This window comes from Arthrobacter sp. WCS2018Hpa-7 (genome assembly GCF_031843805.1).
Lineage (GTDB): Bacteria > Actinomycetota > Actinomycetes > Actinomycetales > Micrococcaceae > Arthrobacter.
The window spans coordinates 147,214-165,143 of sequence record NZ_JAVTJB010000007.1 but is presented as its reverse complement, the minus strand read 5'-3'; the positions used below and the strand labels follow the sequence as shown (position 1 = coordinate 165,143).

At 64.3% G+C, this 17,930-nt stretch carries 12 protein-coding genes and 1 tRNA gene; 3 read left to right on the top strand and 10 right to left on the bottom strand.

What is annotated here, in order from left to right:
* Positions 1–19 precede the first annotated feature (19 nt).
* The gene (gene nhaA, locus RQH14_RS10515) at positions 20–1,339 is read left to right on the top strand and encodes a Na+/H+ antiporter NhaA (RefSeq protein WP_311213197.1); all 1,320 of its coding nucleotides are present in this window, start codon (positions 20–22) and stop codon (positions 1,337–1,339) included.
* A gap of 30 nt (positions 1,340–1,369) precedes the next feature.
* On the opposite strand, the gene sufU is transcribed toward nhaA, so the two are convergent.
* From sufU to RQH14_RS10465, 10 genes are all read right to left on the bottom strand, one after another.
* Positions 1,370–1,822, bottom strand: a complete 453-nt coding sequence (sufU, locus tag RQH14_RS10510) for a Fe-S cluster assembly sulfur transfer protein SufU (protein ID WP_311213196.1) — start codon at positions 1,820–1,822, stop codon at positions 1,370–1,372.
* Positions 1,823–1,891: 69 nt separating this feature from the next.
* Positions 1,892–3,217 (bottom strand): cysteine desulfurase, encoded by a 1,326-nt coding sequence (locus RQH14_RS10505; RefSeq protein ID WP_311213195.1) that lies wholly within the window; start codon positions 3,215–3,217, stop codon positions 1,892–1,894.
* Between the two features lie 89 nt (positions 3,218–3,306).
* The gene (locus RQH14_RS10500) at positions 3,307–5,739 is read right to left on the bottom strand and encodes an ATP-binding protein (protein ID WP_311213194.1); all 2,433 of its coding nucleotides are present in this window, start codon (positions 5,737–5,739) and stop codon (positions 3,307–3,309) included.
* Positions 5,740–6,211: 472 nt separating this feature from the next.
* Complete coding sequence (locus RQH14_RS10495; protein ID WP_311213193.1) at positions 6,212–8,884, bottom strand: AAA family ATPase; 2,673 nt, start codon at positions 8,882–8,884, stop codon at positions 6,212–6,214.
* Between the two features lie 32 nt (positions 8,885–8,916).
* Positions 8,917–11,649 (bottom strand): LuxR C-terminal-related transcriptional regulator, encoded by a 2,733-nt coding sequence (locus RQH14_RS10490; RefSeq protein WP_311213192.1) that lies wholly within the window; start codon positions 11,647–11,649, stop codon positions 8,917–8,919.
* 141 nt (positions 11,650–11,790) lie between these two features.
* A complete protein-coding gene (gene pth / locus RQH14_RS10485; RefSeq protein ID WP_311213191.1) occupies positions 11,791–12,375 on the bottom strand; it encodes an aminoacyl-tRNA hydrolase in 585 nt (194 codons plus the stop codon).
* A 149-nt stretch (positions 12,376–12,524) separates the two neighbouring features.
* Positions 12,525–13,094, bottom strand: coding sequence for a 50S ribosomal protein L25/general stress protein Ctc (locus RQH14_RS10480; RefSeq protein ID WP_026542774.1), 570 nt, complete (start codon positions 13,092–13,094; stop codon positions 12,525–12,527).
* A gap of 316 nt (positions 13,095–13,410) precedes the next feature.
* Positions 13,411–14,391, bottom strand: a complete 981-nt coding sequence (locus tag RQH14_RS10475; protein WP_011774071.1) for a ribose-phosphate diphosphokinase — start codon at positions 14,389–14,391, stop codon at positions 13,411–13,413.
* A gap of 2 nt (positions 14,392–14,393) precedes the next feature.
* Positions 14,394–15,887 (bottom strand): bifunctional UDP-N-acetylglucosamine diphosphorylase/glucosamine-1-phosphate N-acetyltransferase GlmU, encoded by a 1,494-nt coding sequence (glmU, locus tag RQH14_RS10470; RefSeq protein ID WP_311213190.1) that lies wholly within the window; start codon positions 15,885–15,887, stop codon positions 14,394–14,396.
* A gap of 120 nt (positions 15,888–16,007) precedes the next feature.
* Positions 16,008–16,079 (bottom strand) — tRNA-Gln (locus RQH14_RS10465).
* A 299-nt stretch (positions 16,080–16,378) separates the two neighbouring features.
* Here RQH14_RS10465 and RQH14_RS10460 point away from each other — a divergent pair.
* Entirely contained in the window at positions 16,379–16,978 is a 600-nt protein-coding gene (locus RQH14_RS10460; RefSeq protein ID WP_311213233.1) for a TetR/AcrR family transcriptional regulator, read from the top strand.
* 298 nt (positions 16,979–17,276) lie between these two features.
* Positions 17,277–17,678 carry a VOC family protein gene (locus RQH14_RS10455; protein WP_311213189.1) on the top strand — a complete coding sequence of 134 codons (402 nt, stop codon included), beginning with the start codon at positions 17,277–17,279 and terminating at the stop codon, positions 17,676–17,678.
* The last annotated feature ends 252 nt before the right edge of the window (positions 17,679–17,930 follow it).

Sequence of the window (17,930 nt, the reverse complement as noted above, 5' to 3'; positions counted from 1 at the left end):
TTGCAAGTAAGGAGCCCCCGTGGCCCGGAAGCCCCCTGCAGCCCCTCAGCAACCCGGCAGCCCAAGCGCTGTTTTCTCGCGCTCCAGTTACCCCGAGTACCGCAGGATCCTCTCGATCCTCCGTACGGAAACAGTGGGCGGCGCCCTCCTCCTGATAGCCACCGTAGTTGCCCTCATCTGGGCCAACTCACCAGCAGCGGACGGCTACTTCGCATTCCGCGACGTCAAGATCGGCTTCGAGCCCTGGCATCTTGAGTTGAGCCTCGGCCACTGGGCCTCGGACGGTCTGTTGGCGGTGTTCTTCTTCCTCGCAGGCCTTGAGCTCAAACGCGAGTTCGTCGCCGGCGAACTCCGCAAACCCGCGAAGGCAGTTGTTCCCGTGGCCGCAGCGATCGGCGGCGTAGTGGTTCCGGCCCTCATCTTTGTCCTGTTCAACCTCGGGTCCCCGGAAACGCTCAAGGGCTGGGCCATTCCTACCGCGACGGACATCGCTTTCGCCCTCGCCGTCCTGGCCGTCATCAACACCCACCTGCCGGCCGCCCTCCGGACGTTCCTGCTGACCCTCGCCGTGGTGGACGACCTCATCGCCATCGGCATCATCGCCTTCTTCTATTCCACGGGACTCCAGCCGCTCATGCTGTTGGCCGCCTTGGTGCCGCTGGCTCTCTTCACGTTCCTGGTCCAAAAGCGGATCCGCAGCTGGTATTTGCTCATCCCCCTCGCCTTGGCCACGTGGGGTTTCGTCCACGCTTCCGGGATCCACGCCACGGTGGCCGGAGTGCTGTTGGGCTTCGCCGTTCCGGTCCTGGCCAGCGGCAGGAAGGGAGAGCCTGCTGAAGGGCTGGCTGAGCACTTCGAGCACCGGCTGCGCCCGTTCTCGGCAGGGTTTGCCGTACCAGTCTTTGCGTTCTTCTCAGCCGGCGTGGCCTTGGGTGGATTCGATGGCATGGGCGCAGCCCTCAGGGATCCCGTGGCCGTCGGCATTGTGGCAGCGTTGGTGGTGGGCAAGGCCGTGGGCGTCTTCGGCACCACCTTCCTGGTCACCAAGACCACCCGCGCAAGCCTCGATTCCAGCATTGCCTGGATCGACCTCTTCGGACTGGCGCTCCTGGCCGGCATTGGGTTCACCGTCTCGCTGCTGATCGGCGAGCTGAGCTTCGGGACCGGTTCGGCACACAACGACCACGCCAAGGTGGCCATCCTCGCAGGTTCCCTGATCGCGGCGCTGCTGGCCGCCGTCGTGCTCAAGGCCCGTAACCGGCGGTACCGTCAGGTGCAGGCGGATGAAGAACGGGACGACGACGGCGATGGCGTGCCTGACGTCTTTGCCCGCGCCTGACGCGCGGGGTGCTGGGGCGCTGCTGGGAGGTTAGGCGGTGGCCTGGTTGAGTGCGTCCTCGGCAGCAACCCAGGAGATCATGGCGCATTTCACGCGGGCCGCGTAACGGGCAACGCCCTCGAAAGCGGCAGCGTCGCCAAGGATCTCCGGGTCCGCCTGGACTTTGCCACGCGACCGGAGGACCTCGCGGAAGTTCTCGATCACAGAGCGCAGTTCCTCCACGGACATGCCCTCGCCCAGGTCGGTGAGCACCGAGGCCGAGGCCATGGAAATGGAGCAGCCCGCACCGTCCCAGCTGATCTGCCGGACGGTTCCGTCAGCAACGGCGAGCCGCAGCGTCACTTCATCCCCGCACACCGGGTTCAGCTGGTGTGATTGGCCGGTGGACGCCCCTTCGGGGGCCGCCGTTTCAGCCAGGCCGCTGCCGTGCCGCTGCTTGGAGTGGTCCAGGATGATCTGCTGGTACAGCTGGTCAAGACTCATGGTGGTTGTTGCCTGTTCTGCGAAAAATCGTTGGTGTGAGGCTGCCCGGCTGTTCAGGGCTGCCGAAAGTCAGGCCTGGAAATATGCCCGAACCCCGGAAACAGCGTCAAGGAAAGCATCGACGTCGTCCGTGGTGTTGTAAAGGTAAGTACTCGCCCGGGTGGTGGCCGTCAGGCCCAGGCGGCGGTGCAACGGCTGGGCGCAGTGGTGACCGACACGAACGGCAATGCCGCGATCATCAAGGAACTGCCCGACGTCGTGCGCGTGGACACCGGCGACGTCGAACGCTGCCAGGCCGATCCGCTCGGACCCGGAGGCAGGACCCACCACACGGATGCCGTCGATACTCTCGAGCCCTTTGACGAGGCGCTGACCAAGCGTCGATTCCCAGGCATGAATGCGGTCGATGCCGGTCTCGGTGAGGTAGTTTACGGCGGCAGCAAGCGCCACGGCCTGGGAGATCCGCTGGGTACCGGCCTCGAACCGCTGTGGGGCCGGCAAGTACTCGGCCCGCTCCATGGTGACCGTGGTGATCATGGAACCGCCGGTGAGGAAAGGCGGCATGACATCAAGGAGTTCCTGCTTGCCGTAGAGCACGCCAACACCTGTGGGCGCCAGCATCTTGTGCCCGGAGAACACAGCAAAGTCGACGTCCAACTCTTTGACGTCCACAGCCAGATGCGGCACGGACTGGCAGGCATCCAGGACCACCAAGGCACCAACCTTGCGGGCGAGTGCCACGAGTTCGGCCACCGGGTTGATGGTACCCAGGACGTTGGAAGCGTGGGTGAAGGCCAGGAGCCTGGTCCGTTCCCCCACGATCCCGGCTGCGGCGTCGAGCATCAACGTCCCGTCATCGGTGACGGGGATGTATTTGAGGGTGGCCCCCGTCCGGAAGGCCAGTTCCTGCCACGGGATGAGGTTGGCGTGGTGCTCCATTTCGGTGACCACGATCTCGTCGCCCGGACCAATGGCGAGGTCCTTCAAGCGTGAATCGCCGCGGCCCTGCGCCGCCCACAACCCTGCGTTGGACAGCGCGTAGCTGATGAGGTTGAGTCCCTCGGTGGCGTTGGAGGTCCACACGGTTTCCTCGTACTGCGCGCCGATGAAGTCCGCCACGGTCTGGCGTGCGTCCTCGAAGACCTCCGTGGCTTCCACGGCAAGGTGGTGGGCTCCACGGTGAACGGCCGCATTGCGTTGCTCGTAGTACTCCTGCTCGGCCTCGATGACGCTGAGCGGGTTTTGCGACGTGGCGCCCGAATCCAGATAGATCAAGGGTTTACCGTTGACCAGCTGGTCCAGCACCGGGAAGTCATTCCGGATCCGCAACACCTCCGCATTGTCCATGGCGTGCACGGACCGCAGCAGTGAGGCGGGGGTTGATACGGCAGTCAAGGGGCGCTCCTTGGAAATCCTTCAGGGACTTCCCATTATCCCACGATGGCCCCCTGCGTGCGCTGCCCCAGGTGTGCCGTACAGCACGTTCAGCCGCCGGCCCTCCCGGGCACCCAGCCCAGCGGCGGAACAGCCTCGCTGTCGAACGCATGGCGCAGCCGTTCAACCAGGACCGATGCGCGCCGGCTTGCCGCACTCCGGGTTCGGGCTTCATACCCGCTGGCAGCACGCGAGTAGCACACGGAAGCATGGGCAAACAGCCTGTCGGCAGACAGGCTTCTTCCCGCCGCTTCCAACGTCTTGGGGTCGTTGTCCAACAATGCCGAGGCAAACGCTCCCAGGGCGGCTCCTCCGGCTCCGTGAACTTCCGCCGCAAGTCCTGACAGCCGCCGCTGGACCACAAGGTCGTCGACGGCGGCACTGCTTGCGTTGAGTGTCAGGAGGGAGACTGCCTCGGCTTCCAACAACGTGCTGCCCTGGAGGTGGAGTTGTTCTGCCAACGCCAACAGATGGCCCGGCTTACCGGCAATCTGGTCCTGCGCCGCCGCCAGATAGAGGGAGCTGAGCTGGGGAAGGAGGCCCTCGGGATCCTCAACTTCCTGCAAAGCGGCCAGGCTCTGCCCACTACGCTCCATCGCCTGCACAGGGTTTCCGCACAGCGCTTCGGAGTAGGCCAGCGCGGCCGCAGCGAAAGCCAGTACCGGCGGAAGGCCGGCGTCGGACAGTTCCGCAAGGACCGGCTCCAAGGTTCCACGCGCGGCGCGGGGAAGCCCCTGGCTGAGTTCGGCGTACCCGCGCGCAACCTCCATGCACACGGCAAGGTAGGTGGGGAGCACAAAGGCGGAAGGACACTCCAGGAGTGAGTCCACTTGGCTCCAGGCCAGATTGCTGCGAAGGCAAACTACGTGCCGGAGCAGTACCCCCGGCCGGAACATCTCCAGGGCGGGGTCCTCGTCAACGACCGCCATGGCCGCAGTTGACCGCTCCAACGCTTCCGGGGCGGATCCGGTCAGTAAGAACCGTTCAGCTTCCCGGACGTTCCACACCACGTGGCCGGAAACAGTCCCCTCTGAACCGGCGTCCTCCGGAACGCCCAGGGCTTCACTGGGGACAGCCCCCAGGAGTTCCAAGGCCATCAGTCGGCTGCCGGCCTCGGCCTTCACTTCCGGCGATCCCCCACCCGCTGCCAACTCCCGCAGTTCCGGGGCAGCTTCGCCCAACAGGCCTTCGGCAACCAAGGCCCGCGCCCTGAGGAGCCTGGCCTCGTCCTTCCGGCCCGGCCCTGCCACTGCTGCGGCGGCCCGCATGGCCAGTTCTGCTGTTGACGGCCTGTCTGCGGCCGGGGCTGTGGCCAGGAGAAGTTCATCGGAGAGTGTCAGGCCGCAGTCAAGGGTCCAGGTCATCCACCGCAGCAGGGTGGGGGCTGATTCGCGCGTGAGCACGGGTTCCTCAACACCAAGGCGGAGGGCCAGGCTCCTGGGGCGGGGCACGGCCAGTCGGGTACCTTCGCCACGCAGCCAGGAACTCATCCTGACCATTGGCGGCCTCCCCGCCAACAGCCTGATGTGGTGGTTGGCCAGAAGGTGTTCTACGGCGCTTCGGCCAAAATGGTGTTCCACAATGTCCAGCGCCACAGGTTCAGCGAGCGCTATCAGCTCCAAGGCGTGCCGTTCCTCGGAGGGCCTGGCGGCGTTCTCGGACTGCACATGCGCCACCACGCCCGGCCAGTCGCAGTGGGCGCGCACATCAATGGTCCAGAAGCCGTCCTTCTGCACCAGCAGACCAGCACGACGTGAATCGTTGATGGCGATCTCCAGCAGCCCCACATTGAAGCCGCTCATGGCGGCTAGAAGGCTGCTGGCACGGCGTTGGACTTTTCCACTCAGGACGGCTTCGGTCAGGGCATGCGCCTCGGTGAAGGTAAAGGGCGGAAGAAAGTACTGCTCAAGGAAGCCGTCTTCCCAGAGTTGGTAGAGGTCCGGAGGAAGGGGCCGACGGCTGTCGGCCGTAGCGACCAACGTTGCCCCAAAACCGGGTATCAGTTGCAGCAGGACGGCCAAGGAGGCTGGGTCGACGTAGTGGATGTCGTCCACCAACAGCACCAGAGGCGGCCTTGCCGTTTGGGGCCGCCGTTTGTTCCGGCGTCGGCCGATCTGTGGAGTGTACAAGTATTCAGCGGCGCCCAGGGTGCTGGTCAGGGCGCGGAGGACGTGGAGTCCCGGCGGCAGCGTGTCTTCCCCGTTGGTTTCAGGTACCGCACCCAACGCGCCATAACTGGTGGCCTTCAGCTCCGGCTTTCCGGCGAAACTTCTGACGTCCATGGTTTCCGGGAGGCCCTCTTTGATGGAGAGCAACAGGTGGCTCTTTCCGGTTCCTCGGTCCCCTACCACCACGATGCCACTGGTGGAGGGCGACGGTACTGCGGAAAGAATGATGTCCAGGAGCCTCGTCCGGTCCGGGAAGGGTGATGGCCTCAGCCCGACTGTGACGGTGTCTTCGTCCAGCCAGGGATCCGGCAGCATGCGCACTCCAATAGCAGCAGTCCCATGGTCCGGGAGGTGTGGTTTCCGCGAAGTGCGGGCTACCTGGCCTAGAAGCCGGCGGCGGCTGGGGGGAGAGTCTCGGTCTCAGAAGACTCTGTCGCCGCCGGCTTCGTCCAGGGCCGGAACACCTTGCGGTGCCCGGTGCATCGGCTCAAAGAGACCACCGATGCGGATGATGCGACTTTCGGAATCCCGGTGATGCTTGGGGCTGAACCGTTCTTCCAAGATCAATACTGCCGGGGTGGCGAACCGGGTACACCAGTAGTTGGTACTCGATTAGTCCGGGGCTTTTTCCGGGCTTATACCTTGTTGTACTCAGTCCCTCGGAGGGGCACTACTTGGTTTTGGCACAACACTCCCGCGGATTACTCCATTGATTGGCCAAAATCCGCGCAGCGGCGGGCCCAAGTGGCGTGATGCGTGGTAAATGAGTACTCAAAGAGCGCTGGCGTCAATGACGGACAGCAGCTCCGAGATCTTCGCGCCGGCGAATGCCCAACTTGGCGTAACTGCGGTAAAGGTGGCCCTCTACCGTGCGTACGGACACCATGAGCTTCTCTGCGATCTGGCGGTCGGTCAGTCCTGAGACTGCCAACGCCACGATGTCCTGCTCACGGCGCGTCAACGGCACCGAGCGGTCCGCTTCGGTGCTGGGGTCATGAACCAGGGCATCACCGAGGCTGGCTTCGCTGACATCGCGCAGCACCGCTGCCTGGCGGGCCTCCGGGCGCTTTCCTTCGGCGTCGAAGGACAGTGCCGCTTTGTCGAAGGCCACGGCAGCTGGTCCGGGCATGCCGGCGGCGGCCAGAAGGTTGCCGGCGTTGACGAAGCCTTGGCCGTCAGCGCCCTGATGTGCTTCCGCCAGGGAGAGCCAACCGGCGGCCCAGGCACCGGACATGGATGGTGTGATCCCCGCGATGGATTCCATGGCCTGTACGTCGCCAAGCTCGGCACGGAGCACCAGATTTTGCAGCAGGACACCCGGCAACTGATGCAACCGCAGGGATTCCGGGAGCTTCCTGAGCTTGTCCAGCCCTGAACCTTTGGCCACCAGCTCCTGGCCGGCCAAGGTAAACAGTTCCGCGAGCGCCTCCACGTAGGCTCCTCCCGCCGCAGCACCGGCCTGTTCACCGGCCCGTTCACCGGCCAGGCGCTCGGCAAGCGCAGTATCGCCGGACCGGGCCGCGGCGTAGAACGCCAATGCAGTGCCGAGGTTCTTCAGCTGCTGGGGGTCCCTGACCCTGAGCGCCTCGACGGCGGGAGTCACCAGCTCCGCGGCTTGCTCCAGCCTGCCCTGACGCAGCATCGACAACCCCTTGAGTGTTTGGATGTCGCCACCAAAGACAATGAGTCCCATGGCCGATCTCGCGGAGTAACGTTCAAGGGCAGTCCCGGCGGCGCCCCAGTCCCCCGCTCCCAGTGCGGCGAAGGTGTAGCGCGCCAGCACAAAGTCGCTGAAGTACAGGAGGTCATCAGCCGGCTCGTCCAGCAGCACCAACGCTTCACGGCCGGCGTCCAGCGCCTCCACGGCGTGGCCTTCCGCTGTCAGGAGTTCGCATTGCATGGCCAGGAGGAACACCCGGTTCATGATAAAATCCGGTTCATCTGCGCTGAGCGCTGCCTCAAACCGGTCCAGGCCTTCGCGGAGTTCTGCGTAGTGGCCCTCGTGGGCAAGCGCCGCCAACTCGAGTGCCCTGGCATGCCGTCCCACGAGTCCTGCCGTGGGGTCAGATTCCGGAAGGTCCTTGATAAAGGTTGCCGCCGCGCTCCGGGCATCGGCCACAATGTCCGCCGCGGAGTCCCCCGTGGCCGCCCGCGCAGCGGCCCACAACAGCCCTGCTCCCAGTGGGCCCGACGGATCGGCGTCCAAGTACCCCAAATCCTCTTCCAACAGGCGCACGGCACTGCGGAAGTCGCCGTCGTTATAACTGACCATGGCCATGACTGCCCGGGCGCGCGGCCGCAGCGCCTCGGAGCGGACCTTACCGGCTGCTGCCAGCGCCAAGGGGTTCTGGAGCAGCTTCGCAGCCAGGAAGGCGGCCTCAAGCAGCTGTTCATCATCGACGTCGGCGCCGCAGTCCAGTGCCCAGCTCACCAACCGGAGCAGCCCTTCAGCAGTGGGCTGCTCCGCGAGCAGGTGCTGGACCATGCGCTGGCGGATCTGGAGGCTGCGGGCAGGCGAAACAATCTGGCGCAGCGCCTCGCTGTACATGGGGTGCCACATTCTGAGGGGACTTCCGGGCCCGTTGGTGGATAGCACCAACCGGCTGTCCATCAGTGCCCGCACAGTCTCCCTTCCAACCTGCGTGTCCAGCACGGCGGGTGGGACGGGTTCGGAGAGGGCAATAACGTACATCGCTTCCCTCTCAGCCTCGCTGGTCCGCAGTACCCGGTTCCGCACTACCTCGGCCAAACCCTCGCCGCTGCCCGAGAGGGCACGGGTGAGGAACCAGACACCGTTCCGCCGCACCAGGTTTCCGTCCGCCCGTGAGTCATCAAGGAGGCAGCGAAGGAGCAGGGGGTTTCCCTCTGAAACGGAGTGCAGCACGTCCGCGGCACTGGCCATGACAGTTCCGCCCAGCGTCTTTTCCGCGAGTTCAGTGACGCCCTCATGGTTCAGGGGATGAAGCTCCAGGCGCTCGGCAAGGCCGTCGTACCACAGCTGAAGCAGCGCGGCGGGCAGACCGGGGCGGGGCCTGCCCGTGGCCACGAGCCTGGCCCACCCTGCCGTCACCAATTCGGCCAGGATCTGGGTGCTGCCTTCGTCAAGATCGTGGGCATCGTCCACAATCAGCAGAAGCCGTGCGCCTTCGCCGCCACGACGCTTCTCAAACTGCGCCCAGAACTCCCGCAGGATCGCCACCGGCGAGGTGGCTTGTTCCACCGGCAGGTCCAGTAAGTAGGGCGCCAGGACACCGTAGGGCACAGCAGACAACGCGGGGCTTCCGTGGACCCGCATCACCACCATTTCCCCTGCCAGGCGGGCCCCAATTTCGGCCGCCAAGGCCGTCTTTCCGATGCCGGGGTCCGCTACCAGGAGTACAGCCCCCGCGCCTTCCTGGCGCAAAATCTTCGTGGCAAGATCCAGCTCGGCGCCCCGGCCTACAAGGTGCTCAGCCTGCATGGGCGCTCCGTGCTTCTACGGCGCTGCCTGCCTCATAGGAGTCCATTGAGCTCGCCTCGGGACGAAACACCCAACTTTGTGAACACCTGATACAAATGGCCTTCGACTGTTCGCACAGACACCCCAATATCCATCGCGATTTCACGGTTGCTGACACCCTTCCCGGCGAGTTTAGCAATCTGGCGTTCTCGCTCCGTCAATACCGGCGCGTCGCTTCGCGGTTGGATCGGCAATGCGGACACGGAATGCTCCAGTCGTTCCAGCCTCAGCTGCGCCGTGCGGGCAGCAGTTGTCTCGCCCGCATCCCGGGCAAAGTCCAGCGCCATGGCGACGCATCTGGCTTCAACCACCAGCAGGTCCAGGGTTGCTGCGGCGTCAGCTGCCTCCAGCATGGCCCGGGAACTCTTGGTCAGTGCACCGCGGGCGAGGTTGCCGGATATCTGGGCCAGTGGACCTTGCCTGCGCCCGGCAATATCTGCGAGCAGCCGGTACTCGTCGTCGGTGCCTTCAACTGTGGCGCCGAAGAGGCAGATGCCGGCTGTGGTCAACCGCTGCTTCTCGACGTCGTTGTGGACCCGGGCCAGGAGCCGCTGCTTGACGTCGGGATCCCCCATCCATCGCCCGGCCATCTCGGCACAGAAATCGGCCACGGACTCGGAGAAGTACGTCCCGTCTCCGCGGCACGTCCTGTACAGGTCCAGGTAACGGCCCGCTTCCACGGAATTGCCCACCTGGGCATAAGCGAAAGCGGTGGCAGCGTAGGCCACCTTGTTCATGTTCATGGCCGGGCGCAGTTCCAGCTGCGCAACCGCGGACCGGAGGGGTTCAATGGCGCTGGCAGGCTTGCCGGCGTAGGCGTAGGCGAGGCCGATGCCCAGTTCAGTCAAGGCACCCCTGTACTGAAGCCGTGACGACCTGGAGGGTGCGCGCCGCATGAGTTCGATGCATTGCCGCCACTGCCCGGACAACAACAGGACCAGGAAGGCATGCTTTGCGAAGGCTTCTTCAAGCTGGGCTGGCCGTTCAGTATCGCCCAAATGCCGTGAAACGGTGCGCGCGAGTTCCTGTGCCTCAAGCTCGCGGCCAAGAATGCAGCGGGCCTCAACCAGGAAAAACGCGGACCTGAGCCAGTGCTCCCGGTCCGCTTCGGGATCCTTGGCCAGTTCCTGTTCCAAGTGGTCGATGATTGAGGCGTACTCACCCATGTAGGTGTTGTACTCGTAACTGCACAGGTGGAGGCGATTGAGCGCCTTGGCCACTGTCTCTGCCGGGTAGTTTTCCGCCATGGCCCCAAGAGTCTCAAGTCCGTCGGATATGACCCCCGGCACCATGCCCGCACGACCATCAATCCACGTCATTGCCTGGCATTTCGCGGCCGTTACTTCCGCGAACTCCACGGGGTCCAGCGCCGCGAGGTGGGACCCGGACACCTCATCCAGAGCTTGGGCGGCGTGCAACGGCAGGTCCAGCATGAGGTACGCCGCAGCCTTCAGCCGCTGTCCCGGGACCCACTCTTCGTCCTTGGGATCCAGGGACAGGGTGCACTGGATGGCAAAGTTGGGATCGTAGTTGTCCAGGGCGGCACGTCCGGCTGCCAGTGCGTGGGCCGGCGATGGCATTGGCTCGTCCTCGCACGAATGCATCCATGCTGCGTAGCTCAGTAGATCCTGTGCGGCGAGACCCAACAGTTCAGGCTCCTTGGGGCCATGAAGCATCAGCCGGAGCTCGCGCCTGCGGCGGGTGCTCAGCCAGCCCTGGACTACCTCTCCCACATAGGGATCCCGGAGGGATACCCAGTGGTCATTACCCCGTTCAACGGTGAGCAGCCCGGAGTCTTCCATCTCCACCAGAACTTCGGTGCCAAAGATGGCTGCCAGGTCCACCAGGGTTGCGCGCTGAGCACAGGCGAGTATTTCGACGACGGTCCTGCTGGCCTGCGTTTCGCGCGCCAGTTTGGAGCGGACGAAGTCCTCCACCACCGTTGCGCCCTCCAGTTTGATCCGGTCCCGGAGCGTCCAGACAGAATCGTTGAGCACCAGGTTGCCGGTATGCCGCTGCTCTTCCAGGAGGGCGTGCAGCAGCATGGGGTTTCCGCCCACGGCCGAGTGCAGTGAACCAACCAGCGTTGATGATACGTAGTGTCCAAGGACCGATCCCAACACCTGCTTGGTCTGTTCTTCGCTCAGGGTGTTGAGGTGGACCTCGCCCAGTTCCCCTTCCAGGACCAGGCGGTGGAAGTCCGCGGGGAGGTCACTGGCGCGCTGGACTGTGGCAACTACCTTGGCGGTGCCGGTGGCCATGAGGTTCAACAGCACGCCCGTGCTCATGGGGTCCATGCCGCCGGCGTTGTCCACAATGAGAACGGTGTCCCGTCCCGCCGCTTCTTTCCTGATCAGGCTTGTCACGGCGTGCAGGATGCCGGTAGGAGAACTGACCGCTTCGGATGGCAGGCGGGCCAGCAGGAAACCCAGGCATCCGTAAGGGGTTTGGCCGTTGGCAACGGTGTTCCGCAGTTGAAGGCTGTGGACCTTGGAGCCCAGGGAGGAGACCACGGCACGGGCGAGGCCGGATTTGCCGATTCCGCGTTGGCCGGTGAGGACCACGCCATAAGATTCGGGTGACTCGAGGAATTTCCCCGCCTTCGACAGATCGTGGCTGCGGGCCAGCAGTGACCACGTTTGCCTGTCCGTTGATCCGCCCACAAGATCGGGAGCCGCAGCCCTTGCTGCGCCTCCCCCGCCCTTGTTTAGCAACTCCGCCGACATTCGCATCCTTCGCTACACATCCGCGACAGTCCCCCACCGCTTACCTGCGTATCATGCACACTACCGCCGGGCGCCGACAGTTTGTAGACCTTAGGGTCCTCGGGACCGTCAGGCTTTCCTCAGGCTTTCCTCAAGATTCGCTCAAGTTTTGGCGGGGTGGTGTTTCTGCTGCGCAGACAACAGGCCCTGGTCCATGAGCAACTGCACGGCGTCGGCCGCCTCGTCCAGCAGGAACGGCAGTTCCTTTTTCTCGGCGGTGCCGAAATCCCGGAGGACGTAATCAGCGGTCTCTATCCGGCCCGGAGGCCGCCCTACTCCTACGCGGACGCGCAAATAATCCTTGGTGGCCAGTGCTTTGGACATGTCCCGCAGGCCGTTATGTCCGCCCTCGCCGCCGCCGAGTTTTAGCTTGATTGTGTTAAATGGGATGTCGATTTCGTCATGGACCGCTATGACATGGTCCGGAGCGATGTCGAAAAAGTTGCACAGGCCCGCAACCGGTCCCCCGGATGTGTTCATGTACGTCATGGGCTTGGCCAACACCACACGGGGGCCACCTATGCCCAACCGGCCTTCCACGATTTGGGCGCGGGCCTTGTGGACCTTGAACTTTCCGCCCATGCGGGAAGCGAGTTCGTCCAGCACCATCTGGCCCACGTTGTGCCGGTTGTTGCTGTACTCACTGCCGGGGTTGCCGAGGCCGACAATCAGCCAAGTGTCACTCATGGTCTCATCCTAGGGAACGTTTGGTTGTATCAGTGGGGACGTGATGTACCGGCGGGACTGTTCTTGAGCAGTGCAAGGACAAAGGAAAGTGGCCGGGACCCGAAGGTACCCGGCCACTCAATGGCTTTGCGCCTCAAGCAGTCATAAGACTACTCAGCGGCCGGTGCTTCTTCTTCAGCCTCGGAAGCGGTCTCAGCGATGCGGACCACCAGGGTGTCGCCTTCGGTGAGGAGGGTGGAACCCTTCGGCAGGACGAGGTCCGAAGCGTGGATGCTCTCGCCGGCCTTGAGGCCTTCGATGCTGACCTCGACGGCGGTGGGAACGTGGGTTGCCTCAGCCTCGAGGGAAACCGTGGTGGCTTCGAGGCTGGCAACAGCACCCGGAGCAACTTCACCGGAAACGTGGATCGCGATGTCGACGGTAACCTTCTCGCCGGCCTTCACGGTCTGCAGGTCAACGTGCTCGATGATCTGCTTTACGGGATCGCGCTGGATGTCCTTGACGAGCGTCAGGTGCTGCTCGCCGTCGACGTCGATCGCCAGGAGGGCGTTCGAAACGCGCACTGCCAGCGTGGTGGCGCGGCCCGGCAGGTTGATGTGGATCGGCTCTGCGCCGTGGCCGTAAATGACAGCCGGGATCTGGCCGGCCATGCGTGCACGGCGGGCGAAACCCTTGCCGAATTCGGTGCGCAGTTCTGCGGTGAGCTTCTGCTCAGACATGTGTACTCCTTGATTACTGTGGCGCCCGAAAAAATCCGGGCTTGTCTATCAGCAAGGGCGGAGGTCTGGAGACCTTCTACGCCCGGCCGAGATCGGCCGCTGAGCAGCCGTTCCGCCTGTGTCGAAGGAGATGCAGACCCAGTCGATAACGGAGACCCGCAACCCTGGTCCACGCAATGTGGACCGGATGTGCTCTCCCTCGCCAAGGTATCCCCAAGAGTTTAGCAGCGGAACGCGTCCAACATGAAAACGGGCAACAAAAGGGGCCACCCGCAAGCCCGGAGGCTGCGGATGGCCCGTTCTGGTACGGAGATTCTTATGCCTTGCCGTCGAAGAGGCTGGTGACCGAACCGTCGTCGAACACTTCACGGATGGCGCGTGCAATCAGCGGTGCGATCGACAACACCGTCAACGACGGGAAGCGCTTCTCGGCCGGGATGGGCAGCGTGTTGGTGACCACGACTTCGCGGGCACCGGAATCGGCCAGGCGCTGCGCGGCAGGGTCGGAGAAGACCGCGTGGGTGCAGGCGATGATGACGTCCTTGGCACCGGCGTTCTTCAGGACCTGGACAGCGCCGGAGATGGTTCCACCGGTGTCGATCATGTCGTCGATCAGGACGCAGGTGCGGCCCTCAACCTGGCCAACAACAGTCTTGGAGACAGCCTGGTTGGGAACGGTGAGGTCGCGGCTCTTGTGCACGAACGCCAGCGGGGCGCCGCCCAATCGCTCGGCCCACTGCTCGGCAACGCGGACGCGGCCGGTGTCGGGGGAAACAACGGTGATGTTGTCAGCCTCAACCTTGGTGCGAATGTAGTCAGCCAACAGCGGGATGGCCATGAGGTGGTCAACGGGACCGTCGAAGAAGCCCTGGATCTGCGAGGTATGCAGGTCCACGGACATGATGCGGTCCGCGCCGGCGGTCTTGTACAGGTCGGCGACCAGGCGGGCAGAGATGGGCTCGCGGCCGCGGCCCTTCTTGTCCTGGCGGGAGTACGGGTAGAACGGCGAAACAACCGTGATCCTCTTGGCAGAGGCGCGCTTGAGGGAGTCGATCATGATCAACTGCTCCATCAGCCAGTTGTTCAGCGGCGCCGGGTGGGCCTGGATGACGAAGGCATCGGTGCCTCGCACGCTCTCGGCCGAACGGACGTAGATTTCCCCATTGGCGAAGTCGTAGGCGTCGATGGGCAGGAGCTCAGTCTCCAGCTCCTTCGCGATTTCCTGCGCCAGCTCCGGATGCGCCCTTCCGGCGGCGAGAATCAACTTCTTCTCTCCGTGTGCGGTAATTTCGCTCATGCCTATTTGCCTTCTTCTATGGTTGCCGGGGATTGTGAAGATGTGGGGGTGGCGGCCGGTTCCTGGGCGGCTTCGGCCAGAGTGGCGGAAGCTGTACCCGGACGGTTGGCAATGACCCAACCTTCGGCGTTCCGCTGTGCGGCCAGGCTGAGGGCGAGGGCGCCTGCGGGAACATCCTTGCGGATGACGGCACCGGCGCCGCTGTAGGCGCCGTCACCTACAGTCACGGGAGCTACGAAGACCGTGTTGGAACCGGTGCGGACGCCCGAGCCGATCACCGTGCGGTGCTTCTTCTCGCCGTCGTAGTTGGCCGTGATGTTGCCGCAGCCGATGTTGGTGTCCTCACCGATTTCCGCGTCGCCGGCGTAGCCCAGGTGGGACAGCTTGGAACCGCGGCCGATGGTCACGTTCTTGGTTTCGTAGAACGCGCCGATCTTGCCGGTCTCCCCCAACACCGTGCCCGGGCGGAGGTAAGTGAACGGTCCAACACTTGCTTTGGCACCAATGGTGGAACCGGAGCCATGCGTGCGGATCACCTTCGCGCCCTCGCCCACGTTGACATCGGTCAAGGTGGTGTCAGGACCGACGACGGCGTCGCGCGCCACCGTGGTGGAACCGTGAAGTTGGGTGTTGGGCAGCAGACGGACGTCTTCGTCTAGGGTCACCGTCGAATCGATCCAAGTGGTGGTCGGGTCCACCACGGTCACACCGGCACGCATCCAGGAGTCGATGATGCGGCGGTTGTGCTCGGCGCCAAGCGCCGACAACTGGATGCGGTCGTTGGCGCCTTCAACCTGCCAGCGGTCTTCGGTCACGACGGCGGCAACCCGGCCACCGGCGTCGCGCGCCAACCCCAGGACGTCAGTCAGGTACATCTCGCCCTGGGCGTTGTCCGTGGTCACCTTTGCCAAAGCGGTACGCAGCACGGCGGCGTCGAAGGCGTAGATGCCGGAGTTGACCTCGCGGATGCTGCGCTCGGACTCGCTGGCGTCTTTGTGCTCGCGGATGCCGGTGACAGTTCCGTCGTCGGCGCGGAGGATCCGGCCATAGCCAGTGGCGTCGTCCAGGACCGCGGTGAGTACCGTGACAGCGTTGCCCTCGGCCTCATGGGTCGTAACGAGTTCCCCAAGCAGTTCGCCCGTCAGCAGCGGAACATCGCCGTACGTCACTACTACGGTGCCGGTGAGTTCAGCAGCGGCGTCGAGGGCCTTGAGAGCCACCTCCACGGCGCGCCCCGTACCGGGGACATCGTCCTGGTCAACAATCAGTGCTTCGGGATCCAGCCCGGTGACGTGCTCGGCCACGCGGTCGCGCTCGTGACGGACAACAAGTGCCAGCTTCAGCGGAGTGATGGAACGGGCTGCGAGGAGAGCGTGGCCCACCATGGAGCGTCCGCCAATTTCGTGGAGAATCTTGGGGGTCCGGGACTTCATGCGCGTTCCAGCGCCTGCAGCCAAAACTATGACCGCTGCGGGACCGGTGGATTCGGGGCTCACGTACTGGCTCTCCTTGCTCGGTATGTCCCGGGTAACCCGGCTTCGGAATGCTGCCATCCCAATGGACCCAGGCACCGTTCGAGCCGTTCCAGGTACAGAGAGGAGCGCATTTTCCGACCGTTCCGCCCATAGGATTCGAACCTATACTCCACGGCTCCAAAGGCCGGGGTGCTGCCATTACACCAGAGCGGACCGTGCATGATTCACACCATCAAGCAGCAGGGCCTGACGGTTTCCCGGGCTACCGGGATGCACACACAAGAATCTAGTTTGCCATGACCATTGCGTGCTTCGCGACTTGACCGCCCACCACCCCTTCCCCGGCGCACCCCGGGACGCGCCCCGGACCCCTTTCCGACCCGCCGCGCCAGGCCCGCAACCGGTCCGTAAGGCATGATGGTCACGTGAGCAAGCGCACTGAACTCCCCCGGCCCGAGGACACCGCCGAGCCCTTGGAACAGGTTTCCACTGGCCCCGCAGTCCGCATCAGGATGACCGGCCAGCAGCGCAAATCCCAGCTCATCGGCATTGGCCGCGCGCTCTTCGCTGCCCGCGGCCTGGACGGCACCACCATCGAGGAGATCGCTGCCACCGCGGGAGTTTCCAAGCCCGTCATCTACGAGCACTTCGGCTCCAAGGAGGGGCTCTACCGGCAGGTTGTGGAGACCGAATTCCGGATCCTTCTGGACTCCATCACCGAGGCGCTCAGCACCGAAGCCAAACCCCGGGTACTGGTGGAACGCGCAGCCCTGGCCCTCCTTGGCTACATCGAAGACCGCACCGACGGTTTCAGGATTCTCATGCGGGATGCCCCGCCGTCACAACCCGAAGGTGCCTTCTCCACGCTGCTCTCCCACGTCACTGCCCGGGTGGAGCACCTGCTGTCCGATGAATTCGCCCGCCGCGGGTTCAGCGCCGCAGACGGTGCCATGTACGCGCAGATGCTGGTGGGGATGGTGGCGATGACCGGCCAGTGGTGGCTCGACAGCCGCACACCGGACAAGCGCGCCGTCGCCGCCCACCTGGTGAACCTGGCCTGGAACGGCCTCACCGGGTTGCAGAAGGAACCCGGACTGCGTTCCGAGGCCTAGCCGCATTCCGAGGCCTAGGTCCCGCCCGTGGTCACCTCCGCGGCGCCAGCACTCGTCGCCGTCGCTTGGGCACGCTCTCTCACATCCCACGCCCCTAAACCGACCCCTCTCTCACCTCCCACGCCCTCGAACCGAACCCTCTCTCACCTCCCACGCCCTTAAAACCAGCCCTCTCTCACCTCCCAGGTGGGCTCGGGTTCGGCCGTCAAGGCTCTGTCGTGGTTGGGCTGCAACGGGAAGGCGGGTTGTCGACGCGTCAGCGCCATGTGCCCAGGTGGCCAGTTTGTAGGATGAGCTCATGACTGCACCCCAGCTCTACATCACTTTTCCCGGGACAGCCCGCGAGGCGCTGGGCTTCTACGCGAAGATCTTCGGCGGGGAGCTTTCCTTGTACAGCTTTGAGGAATTCAACCGCACGGACGGCCCTTCGGACGCCATCGCCCATGGGGTCCTCAGTGGTGCGGTCTCTCTGTTCGGTTCTGACGCTGCCACCGGTGAAAAGACAGTCAAAATTCAAGGTGCCATGCTCTCGCTGCTCGGAGCTGCCGAACCCGAAGTTCTACACGCATGGTTCGACAAACTGGCGGACGGAGGCCGCATCCTGGACCCACTGGCACCGAAGCCTTGGGGTGCATCAGACGGTCAAGTAGTGGACCGCCACGGCCTCCGCTGGCTCATCGGCTACGAACCAGCGCATTAGTTTCCACCCCAAACCCGAGGGACGTGCAGGAGGGTCGCCCACAAACCCCGAGGGATGTGAGAGACGGTCGTCCACAAACCCCGAGGGATGTGAGAGACGGTCGCCCACAAACCTGAGGGATGTGAGAGAGCGTTGGTGATTGGCGGTCAGCGGCAGGCATCCGGAAGCGTGCGTTAAGGTGAGGAACGAGCCAGCGCCCGGAGGATGCGTGCCGCTCTGCCGCTCTGCCGCTGTGCCGCTGTGCCGCTCTGC